Here is a 25,930-nt window from a genome sequence, read left to right as displayed (position 1 = left end):
CGTGACCAACATCGTCGTCTGGAACGAGAACGTGCACGAGAGCCGCGGGGACGAGATCGTCCTCGGGCACTACCCGAACGGCATCCACACCGTGGTCGCGGACGCGCTGCGCCAGCACCACCCCGATGCCGACGTCACGACCGCGACGCTGCAGGAGCCCGAGCACGGGCTGACGCAGGAACGCCTGGACGCCACCGACGTCCTGTTCTGGTGGGGGCACGTCGCGCACGACCAGGTCGCCGACGAGGTCGTGCAGCGCGTGGTCGACGCCGTCCACGCCGGCATGGGCCTCGTGGTGCTGCACTCCGGGCACTACTCGAAGCCCTTCAAGTGGCTGATGGGCACCACGTGCTCGCTGAAGTGGCGCAACGACGGGGAGCGCGAGCTGGTGTGGACCACGGCGCCCGAGCACCCGATCGCCGAGGGCGTGCCGCACCCGATCGTCATCGACCGGCAGGAGATGTACGGCGAGTACTTCGACATCCCCCGACCCGACGAAGAGGTCTTCCTGTCGACGTTCGCCGGCGGCGAGGTCTTCCGCTCCGGTGTCGCCTACCGCCGCGGTCGCGGACGGGTGTTCTACTTCTCGCCCGGCGACCAGGAGTACCCGGTGTACCACCACGCCGACATCCAGCGGGTCCTGGCGAACGCGGCCGGCTGGGCAGCCCCGACGACGCCCCGCCGGACACTGAGCGCCGACCCCCACCCTCGGGACTGGTTCCTGGCTCCGGGTGCGGGTAGACAGGACGGGTGACCACCACCACGGATCAGAGTTCCACCCGCAGGACCGCTGCCGTCGAGGCCCTCGGCATCCTCGGCAGCGGTCCCGAGGAGCGCTTCGACCGGATCACCCGCATGACGCAGCAGGCGTTCGGGGTCCCGTTGAGCTTCCTCAACCTCGTGCACCACGACGTCGTCACCGCGCAGTCGACGCAGGGGTGGCAGCAGGGGGGCAGTGCCCCGTCCGACCAGGTCTTCTGCTCGGTGACCGTCATGCACGACGGCCCGGTGACGGTCCGCGACGCCACACTCGACCCGCGGTTCAAGGACATGGCGGCGGTCCGCGAGCAGGGCATCCGCTTCTACGCGGGCGCCCCGTTGTCGATGCCCGACGGGACGCAGGTCGGCACGCTCTGCATCATGGACGCCGAGCCCCGCGACCTGTCCGCCGAGGAACTCGAGCTCCTGACGGACCTGGCGCGCTGGGCGGAGCGCGAGCTCGGACACGCGATGGACCTGGACCGGGTCCGCAGGGTCCTGGCCGGGATGACGCCCGACCCGGTCGAGGTCCCCGGCCACGACCTGCAGGTGGTGACGTCGGCACGCGAGTCATCCGGGGACGTCGCCGACTGGCGCCTCGCCGCGGACGGCACGCTGCGCCTGACGATCGGGTCCGTGTCGGCTGCGGGTCGCGCGGCTGCCCTGCTCGCGTCGACGATCAGGTCGGCCGTCGTGGCGCGCACCGACGTCGAACTCGGGTCGGACGGTCCGGCGCTCGAGACCCAGATCGGCGACGACCTCGCCGCGTCGGGAGCCGTCGGGTCGCTGTTCCAGGTGCGGGTCGAACCCGACACCGGACGGATGGTGTTCGTCGACGCGGGGCACGGCCTGGCGCTGCACCTGGGTGCGGACGGCACGCACACGGTCCTGCGCACGCTCGACCTGCCGATCGGCCTGCAGCGGGGGTCGGCGCGCACGCACGTCGAGGGGACCCTCGAGCCCGGTGACCGGCTCGTGCTCTTCACCGACGGCGTGTTCGCACTCGACGGTCTCCCGGACATCGACGCCGTGGCCACGCTCGCCGTCGACGCGGGCCCGGACTTCGCGGACCGTGCCCTGGCGCTGCTGCCGACGGCGCCGGACGCCGACGTCACCGTCGCGGTGCTGACCCGCCGACCGGTCGGGTGAGCGCGGCGACCAGCAGCGTCCCGAGCAGCCCGAACGCGCACAGCTCGATGCCGAGCCCGGCCAGCTGCCAGTAGGCGCTGCCGACGTGCTGCGGCTGTGTGACGGCGTCCGGCCACCAGGCGTCGATCAGCGGGAAGGACCCGGGGAACGGGTCGAGGACGAACCAGGCGAGTCCCCCGAGCAGCATCACGACGCCGAGTGCGGCCATCGCACCGCGGCGGCCGCGCAGCATCCGCACGACGAGCGCAGCGGCGACGGCCGCGAGCCCGACCACCGCGACGGCGAACGCGGCGACGAAGGCACCCTGGGGCACGAGCGCGAACCAGTCGAGCACCGCGATCGGCACCAGGAGCCACCGCCCCGTCCGTGCCCAGCGCACCGGGTTCCGCCATCCGTCCATGCCGGGAACCGTAGGACACCGTGCCTGACGAGCGCCGGTGAGCGTTGCCGCTCTCGGGTCGTGAGCCCCCCCAACGAGCCCACGCGACCGATGCTGAGAAAATACCAAGCAGTCCTCACCATCTGCACGCCCCCGTTCGCGGGGACGGCGGGCGGGGGCGCGCACTACCCTGACCCGATGCCGACACCCGCCGCCGAGCACACCGTCGACGCGACCCTGGTGCGCGCGCTCCTGGCCGACCAGCACCCCGACCTCGCCGCGCTGCCGCTCACGGTCGCCGCCAACGGGTGGGACAACGTGATCGTCCGCCTCGGGGACACGCTGGCCGTCCGACTCCCCCGCCGTTCGGCCGCCGCCGAGCTCGTCGAGCACGAGCAGCGATGGCTCCCCGAGCTGGCCCGGCAGGTCGCCGCCGTCGTCCCCGTGCCCGCGCCCGTCCGCACCGGCCGTCCGGCGCTCGGCTACCCCTGGTCGTGGAGCGTCGTGCCCTGGCTGCCGGGGACGGTGGTGGGTGAACGGCTCGGCGGCGTCGTCCTGGCCGAGGCGCTCGCCGCGTTCGTCCGCCTGCTCCACGTCCCGGCGCCGTCGGACGCCCCGGTGAACCCGGTCCGCGCGGTGCCCCTCGCCACCCGGACGGACGCCGTCCTGCACCGGCTGCGGTCGGAGGACGTGCCCCGGGCTCCGGAGTTGGCCGCCCTCTGGCGGACCGCGGCGTCCGCACCGACGCACGCCGGGCCTCCCGTCTGGGTGCACGGCGACCTGCACCCGTTCAACGTGCTCGTCGAACCCGGACCGGACGGCGACCGCCTGTCGGCGGTCGTGGACTTCGGCGACGTCACGGCCGGCGACCCCGCCGTCGACCTCGCCACCGCCTGGCTGACGCTCGACCGGGAGGCACGGGCCGTCTTCCTGGAGCGCGTCGCGGTCGACGACGCGACCCGGATGCGGGCCCGCGGCTGGGCCGTGTCCATCGCATCGGCCCTGTGGACCAGCGACGACCGCGCGTTCCGGACCGTCGGTGTGCGCGGGATGGCAGCGGCTCTCGACGGGTGACGAGAACGGGGTTATCGTCACTCCACACCAATCCGTGCACGTGAAGATCGGAGGGGCCTGATGACCCTCGAGTTCCGCGTCCAGCACGACGTCGACACCGACGCCGCTCCCTCCTCCTCCGCGCCCGCCCGCTCCGGCGTCCGCGGTCTCCTCGACCGTCTCGCGGCCCGCCGTGCCGCTGCCCGGGTCCGCCGTGCCGAAGCCGAGCTGCTCGAGCTCGCCGACCTCGAGCGCCTGCTCTCCGGTGCTCGCGCGGTGATCGAACGCGGCTGGATCCAGCACGCGTGGTTCGCCTACGTCGACGAGAAGGGCCGGACCCGCAAGGCGTCGAGCGCCGCCGCGATGGACGTCGCCGGACGCCCGCTCGTCGGGGCGTGCCTGGTCGGCGCGGTGGTCTACGCCGCAGGGGGCCCGCATGCCGTCCACTCGCAGCCGGTGCAGCGCGCCCTCGACGTGGTGTGGCACGCGCTGGCAGCCGACGAGGGCGCACCGGTGCTCTGGTGCCCCGCACCCGACGTCCGGATGGGCCGTGTGCGTGACCTGACGAGCTGGAACGACGCACCGTCGCGGACCTCCGCGGACGTCGCCGGACTCCTGCTGACGGCGGAACGCGTCGCGGTGACCGAGTCGGAGCACGTCCGCGAGCGGACGGTGGCACGATCGGGAGCATGAGCCCCGCTGTCGACTCCCCCGTGCCCGACGACGTGCCGGCAGTGCGGTCGGCGGTGCACGGCGACACCCTCGCCGGCATCGGGAACGCCCGGCTGTCGGACGAGGGGACGCGGCCGGTGACCGACGCCGCCACCGTGAAGTCGACCCTGCACCGGTACCTGCAGAAGCACCGGGCAGCACTGGTCGGCAAGCTCGACGGGCTCGCGGAGCGCCAGGCTCGGTGGCCGGTCACGCCGACCGGCACGAACGTCCTCGGCGTGGTCAAGCACGTGGCATCGGTGCAGGTGGAGTACTTCGGGGCGGTGTTCGGGCGTCCGTTCCCGGACCTGCCGCCCTGGATGCGCGAGGGTGCGGCCCCCGATGCCGACATGTACGCGACGCTCGACGAGACCGTGGCCGACGTCGTCGCCTTCCACCACGCCAGCGCCGCGCACGCCGACGCCACCATCGCGGCGCTCGACCTCGACGCCCGCGGGGTCGTCCCGTGGTGGCCGGAGGAAGTGCGCGACGTGACGCTGCACCGGGTCCTGGTGCACATGGCGTACGAGACTGCACGGCATGCGGGACACGTCGACATCGTCCGCGAGATGCTCGACGGGCTGGCGGGCGACGGCGACGGCAACCTGGCGGACCGGTCGCCCGCTGCGTGGCAGGACTGGCGGGAGCACCTGGTCGGCATCGCGGAACAGGCGGGCCTGCGGAGCGCTGGGCTGTAGCGGGGTCCCCAGCCGGATCGTTACCGTTCTCCCAGGGTTGCTGCGGACAACAGCCGCTGACCTGGGCTTCTCGTGATCGTCGCGAGCAGCGTCGAGCGCGCTCCGGACCTTTGCGGTTGTACAACTACCGCGTGCGATGGCTAGCTTTGGCGACGTTCGTGCCCCGTTCCGTGGGCAGGACTGCCGACCCGAGAGGAGCCCGTCCCGGTGTTCCAGTACGTCGTGGAGCGATGGAGCCAGATCTGGTTCGCGTCGTGGCAGCACTTCTCACTGGTCGTCCAGTGCACCGTGCTCGCCACCGTCATCGCCGTGGTGCTCGCAGCACTCGTCTACCGCAGCCCGCGCTTCCGGTCCGTCGCGAACGAGGTGTCGACCATCGGGTTGACGCTGCCGTCGTTCGCCGTGATCGGCCTGCTGCTCGTCCCGCTCGGGTTCGGCGTCGTGCCGTCCGTGGTGACGATCACCTTCTTCGCCGCCCTGCCGATCCTGCGCAACGCGGTCGTCGGGCTGAGCGAGATCTCCCCTGCCGTCGTCGAGTCGGCCCGCGGCATCGGCATGGGTCGGTTCCGCACGCTCGTGCAGGTCGAACTGCCGATGGCGTGGCCGATCATCCTCACCGGCGTGCGCGTCTCCGCGCAGATGGTGATGGGCGTGGCCGCGGTCGCCGCCTACGCGCTCGGCCCGGGGCTCGGCGGCTTCATCTTCTCCGGCCTGTCGCGACTCGGCGGTGCCAACGCGCTCAACTCCGTCGTGGTGGGTGTGGTCGGTGTCGTCCTGCTCGCCCTCGTCCTCGACCTGCTCCTCCTCGGCCTCGGCCGTCTGACCACCTCGCGAGGTATCCGTGTCCAGCACTGACGCACCCATGTCCACCACCGACGCACCCGTGGCCGCCGACGGCGACGTCACGGGCCGCAGCATCTTGCTCGACACCGTCACCAAGCGGTACGCCGGGCAGTCGAAGCCCGCCGTCGACGGCATCACGCTCGAGATCCCGGCCGGCAAGATCGTCATGCTCGTCGGCCCCTCGGGCTGCGGCAAGACGACGACGCTCAAGATGATCAACCGCCTGATCGAGCCCACCGAGGGCCGGATCGTGGTGGGCGACGACGACGTGACCGCCATCGACGGCGACGAGCTCCGTCGGCGGATGGGCTACGTGATCCAGGCCGGCGGGCTCTTCCCGCACATGACCGTCGCGGCGAACATCGCGATCGTCCCGAAGATGCTCGGGTGGTCCAAGGACCGGATCGCCGCCCGCGTGGACGAGCTCCTCGACCTGGTGTCGCTCGACCCCGACACCTACCGCGACCGCTTCCCCCGTGAGCTCTCCGGCGGGCAGCAGCAGCGCGTGGGCGTGGCCCGTGCCCTCGCCGCGGACCCGCCCGTGCTGCTGATGGACGAGCCCTTCGGTGCCGTCGACCCGATCACCCGGCAGCGCCTGCAGGACGAGCTCCTGCGCATCCAGGAAGAGCTGCACAAGACGATCGTGATCGTCACGCACGACTTCGACGAGGCCGTGAAGCTGGGCGACTGGATCGTGATCTTTTCCGAGGGCGCGCACATCGTGCAGTACGACACCCCGGAGCGCATCCTGGCCGAGCCCGCGAACGAGTTCGTCGAGAACTTCATCGGCTCCGGCGCCGGGCTGAAGCAGCTCACGCTGAACCGGGTGCGCGACGTCGAGGTCGTCGACGCCGTCACCTGCTCGCCCGGCGAGGAGGCGAAGGCCGTGCTGCAGCGCATGCGCGAGGCCGGTGGGCACGGGCACGCCGTGGTCGTCGACCGTCGGCAGCGCCCGATCGGGTGGCCGTCGCGCCGTCAGCTCGAGCGCCTCGACCGCATCCCCGAGGGCATCGAGCCGGACCTGCCCGTGGTCGGCGAGGCCGCGACGCTGAACGACGCGCTCGACACCATGCTCGTCTCGAGCGCCGGTGCCGCGCTGGTCACCGGGCGCCGTGACTCCTTCCGCGGCGTGATCACCGTCGAGACCGTGATGGACGCGATCACCCGGTCCCGCGCCGCAGCGGCCGAGGAGCAGGCGTACACGCCGGTCGGCACGAACACCAACCCGATCGAGACGATGCCCGCGCCGGCCACCGTCGGGGGGTCCGCGGATGACTGACGTCCTCGTGGAACCGGCCGCCACCACCGGCAAGACCACGCGCAGCGGGTCGTGGAAGCCGCTCGTCATCCAGCCCGTCGCGATCCTGGTCGTGCTCGCCGCGTTCGCCGTCTGGCTGGCCACGGCCGACCTGACCGCGACGGAGCGGTCGACGCTCAACCCCTCCGGCCTGCTGTCGCTCACCTGGCAGCACGTGCAGCTGACCATCGTGTCGACCGTCATCGTGCTCGTGGTCGCGATCCCGCTCGGCATCGTGCTGACCCGCGGACCGCTGCGCCGGGCCAGCGGCTTCATCCTGGCCATCGCCAACTTCGGGCAGGCGGCACCCGCCATCGGTCTGGTCGTCCTGCTCGCGTTCTGGCTCGGGTTCTCGTTCTGGGCCGCCGTCGTGGCGCTCGTGCTCTACGCGATCCTGCCGGTGCTCCGCAACACCATCATCGGCATCGAGAGCGTCGACGGCCGCCTGGTCGAGGCCGGCCGTGGCATGGGCATGAGCGCCTTCTCGGTCCTGGTGAAGGTCGAACTGCCCCTCGCCGTGCCGGTCATGCTCGCGGGCATCCGCACCGCCCTCGTGCTGCTGGTCGGGTCGGCCGCGCTGGCGACCTTCATCGGCGCCGGTGGGCTCGGGCTGCTCATCACCACCGGCGTGAACCTGTTCCTGCCCAAGGTGCTGGTGTCCGGAGCGCTCCTCATCGCGCTGCTCGCGCTGTCCATCGACTGGCTCGGCCGCATCGTCGAGACCGTCGCACGACCGAAGGGACTCCGATGACGACCCGCTCACGCACGACCCGTCGCCTGGCCGCGACGCTCGTCGCCGGTGCCGCCGCCCTGGCGCTGACCGGCTGTGGCCTGCAGCCCGCCGCATCGTTCGTCCCCGCCGCCGGACCGGGCTCCATCGAGCGCATCGACGACCTGCCCGAGGGTGCCCACATCACCGTCACGTCGAAGAACTTCACCGAGCAGCTCGTGCTCGGCAAGATCGGCGTGCTCGCGGCGAAGGCCGCCGGGTTCGACGTCACCGACGAGACGAACGTCCCGGGCAGCGTCGCCGTCCGCCAGCTCATGACCGGGCACGACGCCGACATGACGTACGAGTACACCGGCACCGCGTGGCTGACCTACATGGGCCACAAGGAGGGCATCCCGGACAAGACCGAGCAGTGGCAGGCGGTCCGCAAGGAGGACGCCGGCAACGGCCTGACCTGGCTGAAGCCCGCACCGATGAACAACACGTACGCGTTCGCGGTGCGGAAGGAGGCGGTCGAGGAGCTCGGCGGCATCACGAAGCTGTCGCAGATCGGCGACCTGCCGAAGGACCAGCGCACGTTCTGCGTCGAGTCCGAGTTCAACTCGCGTGCGGACGGCTTCAAGCCGATGCTCGAGAAGTACGGGCTCGAGCTGGGTGGCTCGGGCGACAACGGCATCCCGAAGGGGAACGTCGACATCCTCGACACCGGCACGGTCTACACGGCGACGGACCGCGGACGGTGCAACTTCGGCGAGGTCTTCACGACCGACGGTCGCATCAAGTCCCTCGGGCTCGACGTGCTGCAGGACGACGAGGGCTTCTTCCCCGCGTACAACGTCGCGCCCGTGCTCGACAGTGCGACGCTCGAGGAGTACCCGCAGCTGCGCGGTGTCTACAACCAGATCTCGCCGAAGCTGACCGACGCGGTGCTGCAGGAGCTCAACCGCCAGGTCGACGTCGAGGGGCGCGAACCCGCCGACGTCGCCTTCGACTGGATGGTCGACGAGGGCTTCATCAGCAAGGGCTGACGAGTCCGGACCCGACCAGCAGACAGACGGGAGGCGCGGTGCCAGCTGGCACCGCGCCTCCCGTCCGTTGCGGAGTGCGGTTTCAGGCCGCGCTGATCCGCGCCGCCGTGTCGCGGATCAGCGCCGCCACGGTCACCCGGACCTCGTCCGGGTCCGTGCCCTCGTGCCGGGCGGCACTCCGGAGCGCGGTCATCACCATCCCGAGCAGCATCTCGGCGGCCTGGGGGGTCGCAGCCTCCGGCCCCCACGCGGGATCCCGCTCGAGCACCGTGCGGACGGCGCCGGTCATCGCCTCGGCGACGGTCGTCATCCGTGCGACCTGCCGACGCATCAGCTGGGGGAACCGCACCAGGACCTCTTTCCGCGTCTCGCGCTCGCGCTCGTCGCCGAAGGTCTCGCCGAACACCAGGAAGGCCAGGTCCACCACGGCCTGCGCTGCGGGCTCCCCGGCGACGGCGCGCAGGTGGTCCGCGAGGGTCTCCGGCGACAGGTCGAGCTCCGTGTGCCCGAGGACCGCGTCCTCCTTGCTGTCGAAGTAGTTGAAGAAGGTGCGCGGCGAGATGTCGGCTCGCGCGGCGATCTGCTCGATCGTGGTGTGGTCGATGTCCTGCTCGAGTGCCAGCGAGCGGGCGGACTCGGCGATCCGGTGCCGCGTCTCGATCCGCTTGCGGTCACGGAGACCGAGTGCAGGGGTCGGCGCGGTCTCGGGCATGGCACGACTGTAACCGGAACGTCACACTGTCTACAGCAGATGCAAACTTGCATTCGTGCATCGGACAGTACGGTGGGTCCATGACGACTCCCGTGCTCGAGGCCAGAGACCTCACGAGGACCTACGGCCGCGGTTCCACGCGGTTCGATGCACTGAAGGGGGTGTCCCTCGCCGTGCACCAGGGCGAGAGCCTGGCGATCGTGGGCAAGTCCGGGTCCGGCAAGTCGACGCTCATGCACCTGCTGGCGCTGCTCGACCGGCCCTCGACGGGCGAGGTCCTGCTCGACGGAGCGGACGCCGCGTCGCTGAGTGCCCGCCAGGTCAACCGCACACGGAACAGCACGTTCGGCTTCGTGTTCCAGCAGTTCTTCCTGACGCCCAAGACCTCGGTGCTCGACAACGTCGTGCTCCCGCTCAAGATCGCCGGCGTCTCCGGGGCCGAGCGGAAGCGCCGGGGCATGGCGGCACTCGACGCCCTCGGGCTGGCGGACAAGGCCAGGAGCGACGCGAACGACCTGTCCGGCGGACAGAAGCAGCGCGTCGTCATCGCCCGGGCACTGGTGGGGGAGCCGAGCGTCATCTTCGCCGACGAGCCCACCGGCAACCTCGACACGAACACGGGCGAGATCGTCGAGGACCTGCTGTTCGGCCTGCAGCGCGAGCGGGGGATCACGCTCGTCGTCGTCACGCACGACGAGGAGCTCGCCGCGCGGTGCGATCGGAGCGTCAACGTGCGCGACGGGCTCATCGTGGGCGGGTCGGAGGACGGCGCGCCCGCGCCGGCAGCCGCTGCGCCCGCCGCCGCTGCGCCCACTGCCCCGGGCCAGCCCGAGCACCACGGAAGGCACTCCGCATGAACTTCCTCGACCTGCTGCGGACCGCCGTCGGCAACACCTTCCGCTCGAAGCTCCGCACCACGCTCACCGTCATCGCGATCTTCATCGGCGCGTTCACCATCACGCTGACCTCGGCGATCGGCACGGGCGTCGGCAACTACATCGACACCCAGGTGGCCTCCATCGGCGACACCGGGACGTTGACGATCACCAAGACCGCCGACACCGGGTCGACCGACGGCGGGCCCGCGAAGTACGACCCGGACGAGTCCAACCAGAGCGTCAACCGCGGTCCGGCGTCGTTCGCGTACCTGTCCCAGTCAGACGTCGACGCCATCAAGAAGATCTCGGGCGTGACGGACGTCCGCCCGGCCGTCGCGCTGTCGCCGAAGTACGCCGAGTACGACGGCAACGGCAAGTACGTCGTCGCCCTGACCGCCAACGCCGGTGAGATCAAGGCCGACCTGGCCGCGGGGAAGCAGCTCGACGACGACGCGTCGGCCAACCAGGTGATCCTGCCGACCAACGACCTGAAGTCGCTCGGGCTCGGCAGTGCGGAGGCCGCCGTCGGCAAGCAGCTGACCTTCGCGGTCGACGACTACCAGGGGACGGAACACACCCTGACCGCCACGGTCGTCGGCGTGCAGAACGAGTCACTGTTCGGCGGCGGTGCGGGGGCGAACGCGGCCCTCACCGACGCCATGCAGTCCGCGCAGGAGACCGGCAAGCCGTCGTCGATCGCGACCTCGTACGCCAGCGCCTCGGCCACGCTGGCATCCGGCGCGTCGGCCTCCACCGTCAAGAGCGCGCTGTCGAAGGACGGCTACACGGGCCAGACGATCCAGGACCAGCTCGGCCAGTTCCAGACGGTGATCAACGGCATCGTGGGCATCCTCAACGCCTTCGCGGTGATCGCCCTGGTCGCGGCCGGGTTCGGCATCATCAACACGCTGCTGATGAGCGTCCAGGAGCGCACCCGCGAGATCGGGCTCATGAAGGCGATGGGCATGGGCGGCGGCAAGGTCTACACGCTCTTCTCGCTCGAGGCCGTCTTCATCGGCTTCCTCGGGAGCGCGATCGGCGCCGGTGTGGCGATCGCACTCGGGACGGGGATCTCGAACGTGCTCGCCGGGACCGTGCTCAAGGACCTGCCCGGGCTGCAGATCCTGCAGTTCGCACCCTCCTCGGTGATCACGATCATCCTCGTCGTGATGGCCATCGCGTTCCTGGCCGGCACACTGCCCGCACGCCGCGCGGCACGCCAGAACCCGATCGAGGCCCTGCGCTACGAGTAGTCCGGTCCACCGCGCGCGACGGACCCCTCCACGCCGGACGGGGCCCGTCGCGCATGCCTAGTGTCGAGGACGTGGCGGCGTACGGACGGGACCTCGGTGACGGGTACACACTGACGCTGCGCGACCTGACGACGGTGCGTCCGGTGCACGACCTCGTGCTCGCGAACCTCGACCGTCTGCGGGCCGCCGAACCGTGGGCGTGGGGACCGCAGACGCTCGCGGGCACCGAGCGGTACACGGAGCACATGCTCGGCCAGTACGCGATGGACCGGTCGCTGCCGTGCGTCGTCCGCGAGCAGGACCGCATCGTCGGCGCGGCGTCGCTGGCGTTCGACACCTACCTGGGGCAGGCGTCGCTCGGGTACTGGGTCGACGCCGGACTGGAGGGCCGCGGGGTCGCCCGGCGCGCGGCATCGGCCCTCGTCGAGGTCGCGCGGGCGCGGGGCGCGCACCGGGTCGAGATCCGGACGGCGGCGGACAACGTGCGCAGCCGTGGGCTGGCCGAGCGGCTCGGGTTCACCCACGAGGGGACCCTGCGCAGTGGCATGCCGCTGGGGGAGCGACGCGTCGACGTCGCCGTGTACGGACTGGTGCTCTGACCCGTCGCTCAGCCGCCCTGGGTCGTGCGGGACCAGACGGCCATCGTGCCGAACGCCAGGAACACGATCCCGAGCAGGACCCAGATCGCCAGCGCGACGAGGTTGAGCAGGATGCCCCACCCCGCGCGACCGCGGGCCAGGGGCTCGCGGCCACGGGACATGATGCCGAGCACCAGTCCCACGACCGGCGCGACGAAGGTCCACCCGGCGAGCAGCGAGCAGATGCCGAGGACCAGGCTGGCGGTGCCGAGGCCGGTACGGGGAGCGGTGGTGGAGGTGACCATGTGCACCACGCTAGGGACGCGGGTGCGGCGAGTCGTCCCTCCCCTCGGTGATCCGGGTCCACCTGCGGACGGACGGCCGACCTCCGCCGGTATCGTCGATGGCATGGCGATGTTCGGACGACGTGGCAAGGACTCCACCGAGCGACCCGTCAGCCAGGTCGAGCTGAAGCGGGCGGTCGACGAGGGCTTCCTCATCTCGAAGGCGGCCGTCACGATCGCCGTGGCGAACCGCATCATCACCAACTCCCTGCGTGACCAGGGCTTCTTCGACCACGCCGTCGCCGCCGAGTCCGTGCGCGAAGAACTGCACCGGATGGCGGAGGAGCAGCGCGGCGACGCGGAGCGCATGCGGGACATCCGCGCGAAGGCCCTCAAGCAGAAGGGCCGTTCGAAGCACCAGCACGACTACAAGCGCGGCGACGACCTGGCGCTCCGGATGCGCGAGGCCACCTACGACCGCCTGGCCGAGATGCTCGACTCGCGGCGGGACGACCAGGGCTTCGTCGACCGGATCGTGCTGGCCGCCCGGGCCCGCGCCTGGGACGACATCGGCACGACGGTCGTCGGGCGGCTCGGCTGGGCGCAGCGTCCGACCGAGGGCTACGAGATCGGGCGTGACGAGCGCGTGCAGGAGATGCTCGCCGAGGACTTCGCCGCCCTGCTCGCCGAGCACCCCGTCGGGTCCGGGCCTGCGGCGCTCGAGGACACCGACGAGCCGGACGACCTCGACGAGTCCGACGAGGGCACCGACCCTGCGAGTGCGGACACCGCCCGCTCGTAGGCTCGGGGCATGGTCGATGCGGTGGTGGTCGGGGCGGGACCCAACGGGCTCGCCGCCGCGGTGACGCTCGCGCGGGCGGGGCTGTCGGTGCAGGTCGTCGAGCGCAACGACACGATCGGCGGGGGAGCCCGCACGGCCGAGCTCACGCTGCCCGGGTTCCACCACGACGTCTGCTCCGCCGTGCACCCCATGGCGCTGCAGTCCGAGTTCTTCCGGCTGTTCGAGATGGAACGCCGCATCGAGCTCCGGCTGCCCGAGGTGCAGTACGGTCACCCGCTCGACGGCGGCCGCGCGGGCATCGCCTACCAGGACCTCGAGCGCACCGCTGCGGGACTCGGGCTCGACGGCCCCGCCTTCCGCTCCCTGATGGGCCCGCTGTCGCGGAGCGCTGACCAGGTCGCCGACTTCGCGACCGACGCGCTGCTGCACGTCCCGCGCCACCCGCTCACGGTCCTGCGGTTCGGGCTCCGCGCACTGGAACAGGGGAGCCGGGCGTGGAACGCACGCTTCCGCCAGGACGTCGCCCCCGCGATAGTGACCGGCGTCGCCGCGCACTCGATCCAGCACGTCCCCTCGCTCTCGACCGCCGCCGCGGCCCTGTCGCTCGGCTCCTACGCGCACGCACGGGGCTGGCCGGTGCCGATCGGCGGCAGCCAGGCGATCGTCGACGCGCTCGCCGCCGACCTGGTCGCGCACGGGGGCACGATCGAGACCGGTCGCGAGATCCGCTCGCTCGGTGACCTGACACCCGCGAAGGCCGTGCTGTTCGACACGAGCGTGCCCGGCATGCTGCGGATCGCCGGCAGCCAGATCCCGTCGCCGCGCCGGGGTGCACTCCGCCGGTTCCGGTTCGGCAACGCCGCCGCCAAGGTGGACTTCGCGCTGTCCGACGCCGTGCCGTGGACCAACGACGAGCTCCGGAAGGCGGGCACCGTGCACATCGGCGGGACCCGCCAGGAGATCGCGGAGGCCGAGGGAGCGGTCGCCCGCGGGCGGCACGCCGACCGGCCCTACGTCCTCGGCGCGGAGCCGACGGTCGTCGACCCGTCGCGGGCGCCGGCCGGCAGGCACGTCTTCTGGGCGTACGCGCACGTGCCCGCGGGCTCCGACGTCGACCCGACCGAGATGGTCACCCGGCAGATCGAGCGCTTCGCCCCGGGTTTCCGCGACACCGTCCTGGCGTCGAGTTCCCGCACCGCCGTCCAGATGGGCGAGTACAACCCGAACTACGTCGGCGGAGACATCGCCGCCGGTGCCGCGAGCTTCTGGCAGCTGGTCAAACGCCCCGTGCTCTCGAGCGACCCGTGGCGGATGGGCGGCGGCATGTACCTGTCGTCCGAAGCTGCGGCTCCCGGGCCCGGTGTGCACGGCATGGCAGGCTGGCACGCGGCGCGCAGTGCCCTGCGGCACACGTTCGGCCTGTCCGAGGACGTCGACCTGCGCCCGGAGGAGTGACCACCATGGCGAAGAACGTCCGCATCATCCGCTGCTCGCCCGAGGCCGTCTTCGCGGTGCTCCGCGACGGCTGGCTCTACCCCACGTGGGTCGTGGGTGCGTCGCGCATGCGCAAGCAGGAGGCGGACTGGCCGGCCGTCGGCACCCGCCTGCACCACTCGTTCGGTGTGTGGCCGCTCGTGGTCGACGACGTCACCACCTCGATGGAGTGGGACCCGCCGCGCAGCCTGGTGATCCAGCCCGAGGGCTGGCCGCTCGGCGCGGCACGCGTGGCCCTGACGGTCGAGCCGCATGCGCGCGGGTGCCGGGTCACGATGGTCGAGGACGCGGTCAGCGGGCCGATGACGTACGTCCCCGGCTTCCTCATGCAGCCGCTCATCTGGGTCCGCAACCGCGAGGCGCTCCGCCGGCTCGGCTGGGTCGCGACGGGTCGCGCCGACCGCTGACGGGAGGCGCGGTGCCAGCTGGTGACGAGCCCCCGGTCCGGACCGTGGCCGGCTACCGAGCGCGGCTGAACTCGCTCGCGCGCCGCACCTGGTCGTCGGTCAGGGCGACGCCCGTGTACCGCTCGAACTGGCGAGCGGCCTGCAGGGCGATGACCTCGGCACCCGTGATGACGTGCTTGTCGGCCGCTCGCCCGGCGCGCACGAGCGGGGTCTCCGAGGGGAAGGCGACCACGTCGAAGACCGTGTGGGCCGCGTCGATGCGAGCCTGGTCGAAGGCGAGCGTCTCCGCCTGGTCGCCGTCCATCCCGAGGGGCGTGACGTTGACGAGCAGGTCGGCGTCACCGGCCTCGTCCTCGGTGCGCGTCCAGTCGTAGCCGTACTGGTCGGCGAGGGCCCGCCCCGTGTCCGCGTTGCGGGCGACGACCGTCAGGTGGTCGAAGCCCGCGCCGCGGAAGGCTGCGGTGACCGCCTTCGCCATCCCACCGGAGCCGCGCAGCAGCACGCGCGCGGACGTGTCGACGCCGTGCGAGGCCAGCAGGGCGGCGACTGCCTCGTAGTCGGTGTTCGACGCGGTGAGCACGCCGTCGTCGTTCACCACGGTGTTGACGGACTGGATAGCGGCCGCCGAGTCCTCGACGACGTCGACCAGCGGGATGATCGCCTCCTTGAAGGGCATCGACACCGAGCAGCCGCGGATCCCGAGTGCCCGGATGCCCGTGACGGCGCCCGCCAGGTCCGTCGTGGTGAACGCCTTGTAGATGAAGTCCAGCCCCAGCTCGTCGTACAGGACGTTGTGGAACCGGGTGCCGATGTTGCTCGGTCGGGCCGCGAGCGAGATGCAGACCTGCATGTCCTTGTGGAGGATGGGCATGGTCGCCAGTCTCCCACGGCCACGCCGATGGAGCGGTCCACATCGGGGTCGGGCCGCAGCAGGGGTACCGTCGGGCGTGATGAGTGATCTTCCTGAGACCATGCGAGCCGTCCGATTCGACGCGTGGGGCGACCGCTCCGTGCTGCACGTGGCCGACGTCCCCGTGCCGGCCGTCGAACCCGGGCGCGTGCTCGTCCGCGTCCGCGCCGCCGGCATCAACCCGGGCGAGGCCGCGATCCGCCAGGGCCTGTTCGACGGTGGCGACGACACGAAGCTCCCGTCCGGGCAGGGCACCGACTTCGCCGGGATCGTCGTCGCGGTCGGCGAGGGCGTGGACGGCGTCGACGAGCGCGAAGAGGTCATCGGCTGGTCGTGGGAGCGCTCGAGCCAGGCGGAGTACGTCTCCGTGCCGGCGGAGCAGGTCGTCCAGAAGCCCCGGTTGCTCGACTGGACGGTCGCCGGTGGGCTGGACGTCGTCGCGACCACGGCGGCCGCGGCCGTCCGCGCCGTCGACCCGAAGCCGGGGGAGACGGTCGTCGTCTCCGGCGCCGCGGGCGGCGTCGGCGGGTTCGTCACGCAGCTGCTCACGAACGAGGGCATCGACGTGATCGCCGTCGCGTCCGAGGCCAACCACGAGTGGCTCGCGTCGAAGCGCGCCCGTCCGGTGACGTACGGCGACGGACTGCAGCAGCGCATCGAGGAGCTCGCGACGAACGGCGTCGACGCCCTGATCGACACGCACGGCGCCGAGTACGTCCACCTGGGCATCGCGCTCGGCATCCCCGCGGACCGCATCGAGACGATCATCGCGTTCGAGGCGGCGGCCGAGGTCGGGGCGAAGACCTCCGGCAGCACCGACACCGCCGACCCGGAGATCCTCGGGGCGCTCGCCCGGATGGTCGCCGACGGCGAGATCGAGGTGCCCGTCGCAGCCACGTACCCGCTCGATCGCGTGCAGGACGCCTACGAGCAGCTCGAGCAGGGGCACACCCGGGGCAAGATCGTCCTGATCCCGTAGCGTCGGGGCCATGAAGTCACTCACGCGTCCCCGTTCCGGTCGTCTGCTCGCCGGCGTGTGTGCCGGGATCGCCGACCGTCTCGGCTGGTCCCGGTTCCTCGTCCGTGTCATCTGGGCGCTGCTCAGCCTGTTCCCCGGCCCGCTGTGGATCGCCTACGTCATCCTCTGGATCCTGATGCCCGCACAGGGCGGTCGCCGACGCTGAGTGACGATCGGGGACCGACCGTCCGGACGGATTAGGGTGGCGGACGTGCCGGTCTCCGTGTTCGATCTCTTCAGCATCGGTGTCGGCCCGTCGAGCTCGCACACCGTGGGGCCGATGCGGGCCGCCGTCGCCTTCGCCGCGCAGGTCGCGGAGCTGCCCGTCGCGACGATCCGCGTCGACCTGTACGGCTCGCTGGCGTCCACCGGCCAGGGCCACGGAACGCTCGGTGCCGTCGCGGCCGGCCTGGCGGGCGAGCAGCCGGAGACGGTCGACCCCGACGCCATGGCGCTCGCGCTCGACGAGCTCGAGCGCACCGGTGTCCTGCGGATGTCGGGCGGGACCACCGTGCCGTTCCGCCTGCGCGACGTCGTCCAGCACCCGCTCACCATGCTGCCGCGGCACCCGAACGCGATGCGGCTGCGGGCGTTCGACACGAGCGGGTCCGAGATCGCGGTCGAGACCTACTACTCCGTGGGCGGTGGGTTCATCACGCGCGACGGCGACGACGCCCCCGCGGCGGTGAGCGAAGCGGCCATCCCCGTGGTCGACGCCGTGCCGCACCCGTTCTCGAGCGGCGCCGAACTGCTGGCGGCCTGCGCCCGGACCGGCCTGCCGATGAGCGGCATCGCCCTGGCGAACGAGCGGGTCGAACGGTCCGAGGACGACGTCCGTGCGGGCCTGCTCGCCATCCACCGGGTGATGGAGTCCTGCGTCGACCGGAGCATCCGTCGGGTCGGCACGCTGCCCGGCGGGCTCGACGTCCGTCGCCGCGCCGCGAACTGGTACGAGCAGCTGGTGCGGGACGACCCCGACCACGACCCGCTCTTCGCGATGGAGTGGGTCAACCTGACCGCGATGGCCGTCAACGAGGAGAACGCGTCGGGTGGCCGGGTCGTCACGGCCCCGACCAACGGCGCCGCGGGCATCATCCCCGCGGTCCTGGCCTACGCGCTCACCTACGTGCCGTCGATCGGCCCCGACGACCGCGACGACGCGGTCGTGCGGTTCCTGCTCACCGCGGGTGCGATCGGTTCGATCTACAAGGAGCGCGCCTCGATCTCGGGCGCCGAGGTCGGCTGCCAGGGTGAGGTCGGTTCCGCGGCGTCGATGGCCGCTGCCGGACTCGCCGAGGTGCTCGGCGGGACCCCGGAACAGGTCGAGAACGCGGCGGAGATCGCCATGGAGCACAACCTCGGCCTGACGTGCGACCCGATCGGAGGGCTCGTGCAGATCCCCTGCATCGAACGGAACGCGATCGCGGCGAACAAGGCGATCAACGCCGCCCGCATGGCTCTGCGCGGGGACGGCGTGCACCACGTGTCCCTCGACCAGGTCGTCGAGACGATGCGGCAGACCGGGGCCGACATGTCCACGAAGTACAAGGAGACCGCGATGGGCGGTCTGGCCGTGAACGTCCCGCTCTGCTGAACCAGCCCACGATCCACGGTGGGCGGTGTGGCGGCGGTGGGACGGGCCTCCAGTCGGACCCGAACGGGGGCGGGACGCCGCGATCCGGCGCGCGGTACCGTGCTGGCGGCTCGCAGTCCAGCTGCGGGCGCGGGTGCCCACGGACCGGGCGCCGTCCCGAGTCATGGAGTGACCGATGCCGTACCGACCCCTCGCCCTGCTCGCGGCGACCGCACTCGCCGCGAGCCTCGCCGTCGGCATCGCCGCTCCCGTCTCGGCGGATCCCCTGCCGACGCCCGCCCTCGGGTCCACCGGCGTCCCGACGCCGTCGGACCCGACCGACGGGCGCACGCCCGCCGACACCCCCGTGGACCTGACGATCGTGTTGCGGCCGACCGACCAGGCGGCCCTGCGTGCCCTGCCGATCACGACCGCCGAGGCCGGCGTGGCCGAACGCGGAGACGCCGTGGACGCGGTGGCCCCGGCAACCCAGCGGGGGGCTGCGGTCCGCACCGCACTCGTCGCCGCCGGGTTCGCGGTGACCGACCTCGACACGTGGGAGCTCGAGGCGACCGGCACCGCCGCCCGTGCCGAAGCACTGTTCGGCGTCCAGCTGCTCGGCACCGGGGACGGCATGCACCCGGCCGCGGACGCGGTCCTGCCCGCATCGTTCGGCGACGCCGTGACGACCGTCCTCGGGCTCGACACCCGACCCGCCGCGGCGCACTCGGCCCTGCCCGGGGGCTACGCGCCCGCCGACCTCGCTCGCGCCTACGGCTCGTCGTCCGCCGCGACCGCCGGGGCCGGGACCACCGTCGCCACCGTGCAGTTCTCGGGGTGGGACCGCAACGACCTGGTGGCGTACGCCGCCGCGGTCGGCCGACCGGTCCCGGCGGTCGACCAGATCGCGATCGACGGAGCCGATGTGCACCGGTTCGACGGCGCCGGCGGGGAGACCGAGGTGGCGCTCGACCAGCAGGCGCTGCTCGCGACCGCGCCCGCGGCACGGCAGCGCGTCTACGTCGCGCCGAACTCCTTCCAGGGGATCTACGACAGCTACAGCCGGATCGCCGACGACGTCCAGCGCGCCGGCATCACGGCGGTGAGCGTGTCGTGGGGGTCGTGTGAGTCGCTCACCTCGGCCGGAGCCCGCGCCGCCATCGACGACGCGCTCGACCGCATCGTCGCGGCGGGTGCCACGGTGTTCGCTGCGTCGGGGGACGACGGTGCGGACTGCCCGACCGGTCCGTCGAGCGCCGTCCGCTCGGTGACGTACCCGGCATCGTCGCCGGCGGTCGTCGCGGTCGGCGGGACGTCACTGACGACGACCGCCTCGTCCACGACGGAGTCGGCGTGGGGGAACGACCTCGGCGCGAGCGGCGGCGGCACCTCGGCGGCCTACGCGCGACCGGCGTGGCAGACGGGAGTCGGGGTGTCGGGCCGGCAGCGCCTGGTGCCGGACATCGCCTCGACGGCCGACCCGGCGAAGGGACCGGGCATCTACCTCGGTTCCGCGCACGGGTTCGTGTACGGCGGCGGGACGAGCCTCGCCGCGCCGGTGGTCGCCGGACAGCTCGCCGCAGCACTCGGCGCGCGAGGGTGCACGGCTGGCGTCGGCGACCTGCACCAGACGATCTACGCGAACCCCGGTGCGTTCCGCGACATCACGACGGGGACGAGTGGCCTGTACCGCGCGGCGCGGGGACACGACCGGGCGACCGGACTCGGGACACCGCGGTGGTCGGTGCTCGGTGCGCTGCTGCCGGCGAGCGCCTGCGCCTCGGGGACCCCTGCCGGATCGGCGGCCGCCGCGGGTGCCACGGCCACCGGGATCACGGGATCCGCTGCCGCCGTGCCGTCGGGCACCTCGATCCGGTCGCCGCACGGCCTGTACTGGCTGGACGTGCAGGCCGACGGTCGGCTCGTCGAGTGGGGCGGCAGCGGCGTGCTGTGGTCGACACCGACCCGCTCGCCCGGTGCCACCCTGGCCGTCGGGACCGACGGCACGCTGGCACTCCGGGCGACCTCGGGAGCGACCCTGTGGAGTGCGGGCTCGCCGTCCGCGGGTGACGCGCCGACCCTGCAGGTCTCGGACCTCGGCGTCGTGCAGCTCGTGCGCGGCAGCACGGTGCTCTGGCAGCAGGTGCCGGCGACCCGGGACCGGTTGGTCGCCGGGGGGAGCCTGCTCGCCGGGCAGGAGATCCGGGACACCACCGGGGTGCGCCGACTGCTCGTGCGCGTCGACGGGCAGCTCCGCATCATCATCGGCACGAGGACGGTGTTCACGGTGGCCGGTGGCCCGGGTGCGGCGCTCCGGATGCAGGCGGACGGGAACGTCGTGCTGTACGACGCCGTCGGCCGCGCTCGGTGGTCGACGCGGACCGGCAGGTTCGGTGGGTCCGGGATGGAGCTCCGGATGCGGACGGACGGTGACCTCGTGCTGACGCAGGGGGCCGCGCGGCGCTGGCACTCGGGCACGAAGGGCTGAGGCGACGGGCCTGCGGCGCTGGTGCGCGGGGCCAGTGGCGCTGGTGCGCCGGGCCTGTGGCGCTGGTGCGCCGGGCCTGCGGCGCTGGTGCGTCAGGAGGCCAGCAGCTCGAGCAGCCGCGCGGTCTCAGCGGCGATCGCGTCCCGCCCCGCGCCCACGTACCGGCGCGGGTCCACCACGTCGGGCCGCTCGTCGAGCACGTCGCGGAGTGCCCGCGTGAACAGGCCGTTCAGGTGCGTTGAGATGTTGACCTTCGTCATCCCCGCGGCCACCGCGCCGCGGAGCTCGTCGTCGGACAGGCCCGACGAGCCGTGCAGGACGAGCGGTACGGCGACCGCGTCGCGCAGGCGGGCGACGAGGTCACGGTCGACCGAGGCCTCGCGCGTCTGCATCGCGTGCGAGGTCCCGACGGCCACGGCCAGGGCGTCGACGCCAGTCGCCTCGACGAAGGCAGCGGCCTCCTCCGGGTCGGTCCGGACGCCCGGAGCGTGCACGCCGTCCTTGCCGCCGACCTCGCCCAGCTCGGCTTCGATCGCGATGCCCGCGGCGTGACAGGCCTCCGCCAGGTCGCGGGTGGCGGCGACGTTCCGGTCGTGGTCGAGATGTGACCCGTCGAACATGATCGAGTCGACCCCGAGCGCGATGCCCGCGGCGACGAGGTCGGCGTCCTCGATGTGGTCGAGGTGGACGAGGACCTCGACGTCCGCGGCGCGGGCGATGGCCTGGGTCGCGGTCGTGATCGGGACCAGGCCGCCGTGGTACCGCACGCAGTTCTCGCTGATCTGCAGGATGACCGGCAGCCCGGCCTGTTCGGCGCCCGTGACGATGGCCTCGGCGTGCTCGAGCAGCACGACGTTGAACGCGCCGACACCGCGGTGGTCGGAGCGCGCGGTGTCGAGCAGTCCGGTGAGGGCGAGGTCGGTCGTCATGCGGGGCTCCGGGAGGGGTCGTGGATCGGTGGTCGTGCTGGGGCGGACGTGGGTTCGGGGGCGGGCGCTCACGCGGGGTCCCGCGGGCGTTCGCCCGGGGTCAGGAAGCGCCGGACGGCTGCGCGGTCGACCTCGCCGGCGACGGGTCGCAGCACGGCAGCGGCGCCGAACGCGGCTGCCGTGCGCAGGGCCAGGGGCAGGTCGGCTCCGTCGCGCAGTGCCAGGACGAGGCCCGCGGTCGCGGCGTCCCCGGCCCCGGTCGGGTTGCCGGTGACGTCCGGGACGGCGGCGACCTCGACGACGCCGGTGCGGGAGTGGGCCGCGATGCCCCGGTGGCCGCGCGACACCACGACGAGTCCGGCACCGCGGTCGAGCAGCGCGAGTGCACCGTCCCGCTCGTCGCGGTGCCCGGTGGCCTCGGCGAGTTCGTCACGGTTCGGCTTGCAGACCGAGGCCCCGGCCGCTGCGGCAGCCAGCAGCGCGGGACCGGCCAGGTCGGCGACGACGAGCAGCCCGGCCGCGACGGCGTCGGCGATCCACGGCGCGACGGCGCCGGGGTCGGCGCCGACCGGCAGCGAGCCCGAGACCACGAGCGTGTCGGCGTCCTCGGTCATCCTCCGCAGCACGCCGCCCAGGTCCTGCCAGGTCGCGAGCGTGGTGGCGGGTCCGGGTTCCCCGAACATGGTGGGGTGGGCGCGGTCGTCCACCACGGTGACGGTCGTGCGGGTCTCCCCGTCGACGGGCACGGCCGTCATCGGGAGTCCGAGCGCCTCGACCTGCTCGGCGACCCAGCTACCGACGGCACCCCCGAGTGGCAGCACCGAGTGTGTCGGGGCCCCCTCGGCGGTCAGGACCCGGGCCACGTTGAGGCCCTTCCCGCCGGGTCGACGCTCGACCGACCGCACGCGCTGGGTCGTGCCGATGCGCTGTTCGTCGACGCGGTACGTGACGTCGACCGCGGGGTTCGGGGTGACGACGACGATCATGCGGGCACCGGGGACCCCGTGCGGACGCGGAGGGTCAGCGGGTCGACCACGAGCAGGCGCGCGGGGGAGCCGACGGACAGCGGCTCGGGCAGGCCGAGGACCCCGGCGGCGCGGCCGGAGGTCGCCGCGACTGCCTCGGGCAGCGTGGCACCGGCGTCGAGCAGCCGGTGGAAGCCGTCGACGACCGTGCTGGTGCTGCCGGCGAGCGACGAGCCGTCCGCGGTCATGGCGATCCCGCCCGTCACGACGACGGCGGACCCGGCGACGCGGTGCTCGCCGTCCGGGCAGCCGGTGGCGGCCATCGCGTCGGACACGAGCGCGATGCGGCCCGCGGCGCTGCGGCGGGCGAGGTCGATGGTCACGTCGTCGAGGTGGTGTCCGTCGGCGATGAGCTCGACGGTGAGCCGGTCGTCGGTCAGCGCGACCCCGACCGGCCCGGGCGCGCGGTGGTGCAACGGCGGCATCCCGTTCCACAGGTGGGTCACGAGACGTGCGCCGGCGTCCACCGCGGCGCGGACGGTGTCGGCGTCGGCGTCCGTGTGGCCGACGGCGACGACCACACCGGCCTCGGTCAGCAGCCGGACCACGTCGAGCGCACCGGGCAGCTCGGGGGCGATCGTGACGATCCGCAGGGCGTCACCCGCTGCGTCGAGGAACCCGGCGGCCTCGGCCGTGCTCGGGGCGTGCAGGAGCGACGCCGCGTGGGCGCCGCGCCGTGCTGCCGAGAGCCAGGGGCCCTCGAGGTGCAGTCCGGCGAGTGTGCCGTCGGCGACGAGCGGTCGGAGTCGCCGCAGCGCGTCCTCGGTCGCGGACACCGGCCCGGACGCGATCGAGGCGGCGAGTGCGCCGGTGCCGCGGGCACGGTGGTGCTCGACGACACGACGGGCGTCGTCGGCGGAGCACGAGGCGAAGTCGTGGCCGAGGGCGCCGTGGGCGTGCAGGTCGACGAACGCCGGCACGACGACGCCGTCGTGGTGTACGTGGTCGACGTGTGGGGGTCGGGTCCCGGTGCCGCGTGCGGTCACCACGCCGTCCCGGACGAGCAGCCAGCCGTCGTCGAGGACCGCATCGGGGGTCACGAGCCGGTCGGTGGTGACCAGCGTGGCTGTGGTCGTGGGGGTCATGCGGGTCCTCCGGACGGGACGACGGTGTCGAGCAGCTCCCGCGCCATCACCGCGGCGCCGATGGACCCTGCCGCGTCGCGGTGTCGTGCGGGGACGACCGCGGGCGGGCGGAGCCCGGGGAGCCGCTCGGTCACGGCACGGCGCAGGGGGTCGAACAGGACGGCACCCGACTCGGCGAGGCCGCCGCCGACGATGAGGGTGTGGCAACCGGCGACCGCCGTCATCCACCCGAGCGCACCGGCGAGGACGTCGACGCACTCGTCCCAGACCCGGATGGCGGTCGGGTCGCCGGCGTGTACCAGCTCGACCGCGTCGCGCGCCGTGGGGACACCGGTCCGCCGGGCGACCGCACCGGCCGATGCGATCTCCTCGACCCGCGCGCCGCGGTGGGACCCCTCGGTGATGCGGACCTGACCGATCTCGCCTGCCCACCCGCCGCCGTCGACCACCGTGCCGTCGACGACGAGCGCGCTGGCCAGCCCGGTGCCGACCGGGACGAACCCGACCGAGCCGGTCCGGAGTGCGCGGCTGGTGTCGTCGGAGCCGCAGACCTCGGCCAGGGCGCCGGCCCGGACGTCGTGCCCGAAGGCGACGGGGATCGTGATGCCCCGGACGAGCAGGGCCTGGTGGACCCGGGCACGCAGGGGGACGCCGCGCCAGCCCAGGTTGACGGACAGCACCGCGGTGCCCGTCCGCTCGTCGACCACGCCGGGGACGACCACGCCGACGGCGTCGAGCGGCCCGACGGTGTCGATCGACCGCGCGGTCAGGTCCGCCACGACCTCGGCGAGGCGAGCCGCGGCGGGGTCGTCCCGCGGGGTCGGCACACGGTGCTCGGTGAGCACCCGGCCTGACTCGTCGACGACACGGGCCTTGATGCCCGTGCCGCCGACGTCGACCCCGAGCACGACCCCGCCGGCGCCCATCAGGTGAGGATGACCGAGCGCGTCAGCGACCGCGGGTTGTCCGGGTCGAGTCCGCGGCGCTCCGCCAGGGCGACGGCGAACCGGTGCACGACGACCAGGCCCGCGATGGGGTCGAGGTCGTGGTGGACGAACCGGGCGCCGGTCGCTGCGACCTCGTCAGCCAGGCCGTCCGGCGTGGCCCCCAGCGACCACACGAGCCGCCCGGGCTGTGCGATGGCGATCGGACCGTGACGGTAGTCCATGGCGGGGTACGACTCTGCCCAGAACTGCGCTGCCTCCCGGGTCTTGAGCGCGGCTTCGGAGGTCAGCCCGACGGCGGCACCACGACCGACGAAGGTCACCTGCTCGGCATCGAGGAGGTCGTCGACCGGGATCGTGAGCGCGGTCTCGGCCTGGGCGGCGAGGGCGTCGACGTCGTCACCGAGCGAGGCCCGGAGCAGCGCCAGCGTCGTCGTGGCGAAGCGGGTCTGCACGACGGACCGCTCGTCGGCGAACGGCAGCGCGATCGTCTCGGCGGCGACAGCGGCCGCCGGGCTGTCCGCGACCGCGGTGATGAGCACGGTGCGCTGCCCGCGCAGCGCCTGCAGCAGGGACACGATCTCGGTGGTGGTGCCGGACCTGCTGATGGTGACGACGCGGTCGTACTCGCGCGCCGCCGGGTACTCCGAGCCGGCGAAGGCGTCGGTCACGCCGAGACCCGCCTGCTCGCGGGCGACGGCGTAGCTCATGGCGATGAACCAGCTCGTGCCGCAGCCGATGACGGCGACGCGTTCGCCGGGCTGGGGGAGTGCATCGACGAACGAGGGCAGCAGGCCGGCGGCAGCGCGCCAGGTCTCCGGCTGCGACGCGAGCTCCGCGCTCACGAAGGTGTCGGTCATGGGAGCCTTCCGATCCTGAGTCGATCCGGATGATCGATGGTCG

The 25,930-nt window shown here is 72.9% G+C and carries 28 protein-coding genes; 19 read left to right on the top strand and 9 right to left on the bottom strand.

Translation table 11 applies throughout. The features are described 5' to 3' along the window. Position 1 precedes the first annotated feature (1 nt). Positions 2 to 754, top strand: coding sequence for a ThuA domain-containing protein (locus DEJ13_RS17105; protein ID WP_111106035.1), 753 nt, complete (start codon positions 2 to 4; stop codon positions 752 to 754). Beyond that, positions 751 to 1,908: a PP2C family protein-serine/threonine phosphatase gene (locus DEJ13_RS17100; RefSeq protein WP_111106034.1), complete on the top strand. Its 1,158-nt coding sequence runs from the start codon at positions 751 to 753 to the stop codon at positions 1,906 to 1,908. Before DEJ13_RS17105 ends, DEJ13_RS17100 begins: the two co-directional genes overlap by 4 nt. On the opposite strand, the gene DEJ13_RS17095 is transcribed toward DEJ13_RS17100, so the two are convergent. Next, on the bottom strand, positions 1,871 to 2,308 hold the full coding sequence (locus tag DEJ13_RS17095) for a hypothetical protein (RefSeq protein ID WP_111106033.1): 438 nt from the start codon (positions 2,306 to 2,308) through the stop codon (positions 1,871 to 1,873). The two genes, DEJ13_RS17100 and DEJ13_RS17095, sit on opposite strands and share 38 nt — an antisense overlap. A 177-nt stretch (positions 2,309 to 2,485) precedes the next feature. On the opposite strand from DEJ13_RS17095, the gene DEJ13_RS17090 reads away from it, so the two are divergent. The 7 genes from DEJ13_RS17090 to DEJ13_RS17060 all read left to right on the top strand — a co-directional run bounded on the left by DEJ13_RS17090 (position 2,486) and on the right by DEJ13_RS17060 (position 8,647). Continuing rightward, positions 2,486 to 3,361, top strand: coding sequence for an aminoglycoside phosphotransferase family protein (locus DEJ13_RS17090; protein WP_111106032.1), 876 nt, complete (start codon positions 2,486 to 2,488; stop codon positions 3,359 to 3,361). A 60-nt stretch (positions 3,362 to 3,421) separates the two neighbouring features. After that, entirely contained in the window at positions 3,422 to 4,033 is a 612-nt protein-coding gene (locus tag DEJ13_RS17085; RefSeq protein ID WP_111106031.1) for a DUF6197 family protein, read from the top strand. After that, the gene (locus tag DEJ13_RS17080; RefSeq protein ID WP_111106030.1) at positions 4,030 to 4,749 is read left to right on the top strand and encodes a DinB family protein; all 720 of its coding nucleotides are present in this window, start codon (positions 4,030 to 4,032) and stop codon (positions 4,747 to 4,749) included. Before DEJ13_RS17085 ends, DEJ13_RS17080 begins: the two co-directional genes overlap by 4 nt. Before the next feature lie 207 nt (positions 4,750 to 4,956). After that, positions 4,957 to 5,604 (top strand): ABC transporter permease, encoded by a 648-nt coding sequence (locus DEJ13_RS17075; RefSeq protein ID WP_056121178.1) that lies wholly within the window; start codon positions 4,957 to 4,959, stop codon positions 5,602 to 5,604. A 7-nt stretch (positions 5,605 to 5,611) separates the two neighbouring features. Next, the gene (locus tag DEJ13_RS17070; RefSeq protein ID WP_056121183.1) at positions 5,612 to 6,871 is read left to right on the top strand and encodes an ABC transporter ATP-binding protein; all 1,260 of its coding nucleotides are present in this window, start codon (positions 5,612 to 5,614) and stop codon (positions 6,869 to 6,871) included. Beyond that, positions 6,864 to 7,640 carry an ABC transporter permease gene (locus DEJ13_RS17065; RefSeq protein WP_111106029.1) on the top strand — a complete coding sequence of 259 codons (777 nt, stop codon included), beginning with the start codon at positions 6,864 to 6,866 and terminating at the stop codon, positions 7,638 to 7,640. Before DEJ13_RS17070 ends, DEJ13_RS17065 begins: the two co-directional genes overlap by 8 nt. Then, complete coding sequence (locus DEJ13_RS17060; RefSeq protein WP_111106028.1) at positions 7,637 to 8,647, top strand: glycine betaine ABC transporter substrate-binding protein; 1,011 nt, start codon at positions 7,637 to 7,639, stop codon at positions 8,645 to 8,647. Before DEJ13_RS17065 ends, DEJ13_RS17060 begins: the two co-directional genes overlap by 4 nt. Positions 8,648 to 8,729: 82 nt before the next feature. Here the strand turns inward: DEJ13_RS17060 and DEJ13_RS17055 are convergent, their stop codons facing one another. Then, positions 8,730 to 9,359 (bottom strand): TetR/AcrR family transcriptional regulator, encoded by a 630-nt coding sequence (locus DEJ13_RS17055; protein WP_056121188.1) that lies wholly within the window; start codon positions 9,357 to 9,359, stop codon positions 8,730 to 8,732. 80 nt (positions 9,360 to 9,439) lie between these two features. On the opposite strand from DEJ13_RS17055, the gene DEJ13_RS17050 reads away from it, so the two are divergent. The 3 genes from DEJ13_RS17050 to DEJ13_RS17040 all read left to right on the top strand — a co-directional run bounded on the left by DEJ13_RS17050 (position 9,440) and on the right by DEJ13_RS17040 (position 12,089). Continuing rightward, the gene (locus DEJ13_RS17050) at positions 9,440 to 10,216 is read left to right on the top strand and encodes an ABC transporter ATP-binding protein (RefSeq protein ID WP_258374022.1); all 777 of its coding nucleotides are present in this window, start codon (positions 9,440 to 9,442) and stop codon (positions 10,214 to 10,216) included. Further along, positions 10,213 to 11,490 (top strand): ABC transporter permease, encoded by a 1,278-nt coding sequence (locus DEJ13_RS17045; RefSeq protein ID WP_111106027.1) that lies wholly within the window; start codon positions 10,213 to 10,215, stop codon positions 11,488 to 11,490. The genes DEJ13_RS17050 and DEJ13_RS17045 overlap by 4 nt, the downstream gene beginning before the upstream one ends. A gap of 71 nt (positions 11,491 to 11,561) precedes the next feature. After that, positions 11,562 to 12,089 carry a GNAT family N-acetyltransferase gene (locus tag DEJ13_RS17040; RefSeq protein WP_181436938.1) on the top strand — a complete coding sequence of 176 codons (528 nt, stop codon included), beginning with the start codon at positions 11,562 to 11,564 and terminating at the stop codon, positions 12,087 to 12,089. Between the two features lie 8 nt (positions 12,090 to 12,097). Here the strand turns inward: DEJ13_RS17040 and DEJ13_RS17035 are convergent, their stop codons facing one another. Next, the gene (locus DEJ13_RS17035; RefSeq protein WP_111106025.1) at positions 12,098 to 12,373 is read right to left on the bottom strand and encodes a hypothetical protein; all 276 of its coding nucleotides are present in this window, start codon (positions 12,371 to 12,373) and stop codon (positions 12,098 to 12,100) included. Positions 12,374 to 12,476: 103 nt separating this feature from the next. Here DEJ13_RS17035 and DEJ13_RS17030 point away from each other — a divergent pair, with 103 nt between their 5' ends. From DEJ13_RS17030 to DEJ13_RS17020, 3 genes are read left to right on the top strand one after another with little or no spacing between them, the layout of a single operon-like run. After that, positions 12,477 to 13,154: a hypothetical protein gene (locus DEJ13_RS17030; RefSeq protein ID WP_111106024.1), complete on the top strand. Its 678-nt coding sequence runs from the start codon at positions 12,477 to 12,479 to the stop codon at positions 13,152 to 13,154. A 9-nt stretch (positions 13,155 to 13,163) separates the two neighbouring features. After that, the gene (locus DEJ13_RS17025; protein ID WP_111106023.1) at positions 13,164 to 14,609 is read left to right on the top strand and encodes a phytoene desaturase family protein; all 1,446 of its coding nucleotides are present in this window, start codon (positions 13,164 to 13,166) and stop codon (positions 14,607 to 14,609) included. Positions 14,610 to 14,614: 5 nt separating this feature from the next. Beyond that, positions 14,615 to 15,055, top strand: a complete 441-nt coding sequence (locus DEJ13_RS17020) for an SRPBCC family protein (protein ID WP_056121607.1) — start codon at positions 14,615 to 14,617, stop codon at positions 15,053 to 15,055. 52 nt (positions 15,056 to 15,107) lie between these two features. Here the strand turns inward: DEJ13_RS17020 and DEJ13_RS17015 are convergent, their stop codons facing one another. Next, positions 15,108 to 15,926, bottom strand: coding sequence for a shikimate 5-dehydrogenase (locus tag DEJ13_RS17015; RefSeq protein WP_111106022.1), 819 nt, complete (start codon positions 15,924 to 15,926; stop codon positions 15,108 to 15,110). 79 nt (positions 15,927 to 16,005) lie between these two features. On the opposite strand from DEJ13_RS17015, the gene DEJ13_RS17010 reads away from it, so the two are divergent. The 4 genes from DEJ13_RS17010 (at position 16,006) to DEJ13_RS16995 (ending at position 21,044) form a co-directional block, all read left to right on the top strand. Then, positions 16,006 to 16,944: an NADP-dependent oxidoreductase gene (locus DEJ13_RS17010; RefSeq protein WP_235515442.1), complete on the top strand. Its 939-nt coding sequence runs from the start codon at positions 16,006 to 16,008 to the stop codon at positions 16,942 to 16,944. A gap of 10 nt (positions 16,945 to 16,954) precedes the next feature. Next, a complete protein-coding gene (locus DEJ13_RS17005) occupies positions 16,955 to 17,149 on the top strand; it encodes a PspC domain-containing protein (RefSeq protein ID WP_056121204.1) in 195 nt (64 codons plus the stop codon). Between the two features lie 45 nt (positions 17,150 to 17,194). Next, positions 17,195 to 18,577: an L-serine ammonia-lyase gene (locus tag DEJ13_RS17000; RefSeq protein WP_111106176.1), complete on the top strand. Its 1,383-nt coding sequence runs from the start codon at positions 17,195 to 17,197 to the stop codon at positions 18,575 to 18,577. A gap of 175 nt (positions 18,578 to 18,752) precedes the next feature. Continuing rightward, positions 18,753 to 21,044: a S8 family serine peptidase gene (locus DEJ13_RS16995; RefSeq protein WP_111106021.1), complete on the top strand. Its 2,292-nt coding sequence runs from the start codon at positions 18,753 to 18,755 to the stop codon at positions 21,042 to 21,044. Positions 21,045 to 21,136: 92 nt separating this feature from the next. Here DEJ13_RS16995 and DEJ13_RS16990 read toward each other — a convergent pair whose 3' ends face one another. The 5 genes from DEJ13_RS16990 to DEJ13_RS16970 form a co-directional block, all read right to left on the bottom strand. After that, entirely contained in the window at positions 21,137 to 21,973 is an 837-nt protein-coding gene (locus DEJ13_RS16990) for a class II fructose-bisphosphate aldolase (protein WP_056121208.1), read from the bottom strand. A gap of 68 nt (positions 21,974 to 22,041) precedes the next feature. Next, the gene (locus tag DEJ13_RS16985) at positions 22,042 to 22,959 is read right to left on the bottom strand and encodes a 1-phosphofructokinase family hexose kinase (RefSeq protein WP_111106020.1); all 918 of its coding nucleotides are present in this window, start codon (positions 22,957 to 22,959) and stop codon (positions 22,042 to 22,044) included. Next, complete coding sequence (locus DEJ13_RS16980) at positions 22,956 to 24,083, bottom strand: N-acetylglucosamine-6-phosphate deacetylase (protein ID WP_111106019.1); 1,128 nt, start codon at positions 24,081 to 24,083, stop codon at positions 22,956 to 22,958. Before DEJ13_RS16980 ends, DEJ13_RS16985 begins: the two co-directional genes overlap by 4 nt. Beyond that, the gene (locus DEJ13_RS16975; protein WP_111106018.1) at positions 24,080 to 25,009 is read right to left on the bottom strand and encodes an ROK family protein; all 930 of its coding nucleotides are present in this window, start codon (positions 25,007 to 25,009) and stop codon (positions 24,080 to 24,082) included. The genes DEJ13_RS16980 and DEJ13_RS16975 overlap by 4 nt, the downstream gene beginning before the upstream one ends. Continuing rightward, positions 25,009 to 25,887, bottom strand: a complete 879-nt coding sequence (locus DEJ13_RS16970) for an SIS domain-containing protein (protein WP_111106017.1) — start codon at positions 25,885 to 25,887, stop codon at positions 25,009 to 25,011. The genes DEJ13_RS16975 and DEJ13_RS16970 overlap by 1 nt, the downstream gene beginning before the upstream one ends. Positions 25,888 to 25,930: the final 43 nt, after the last annotated feature.

It is taken from the genome of Curtobacterium sp. MCLR17_007 (assembly GCF_003234655.2).
Classification (GTDB): domain Bacteria; phylum Actinomycetota; class Actinomycetes; order Actinomycetales; family Microbacteriaceae; genus Curtobacterium.
Note: the sequence above shows the minus strand (reverse complement) of the source record. Positions and strands in the feature narration are given on the sequence as shown.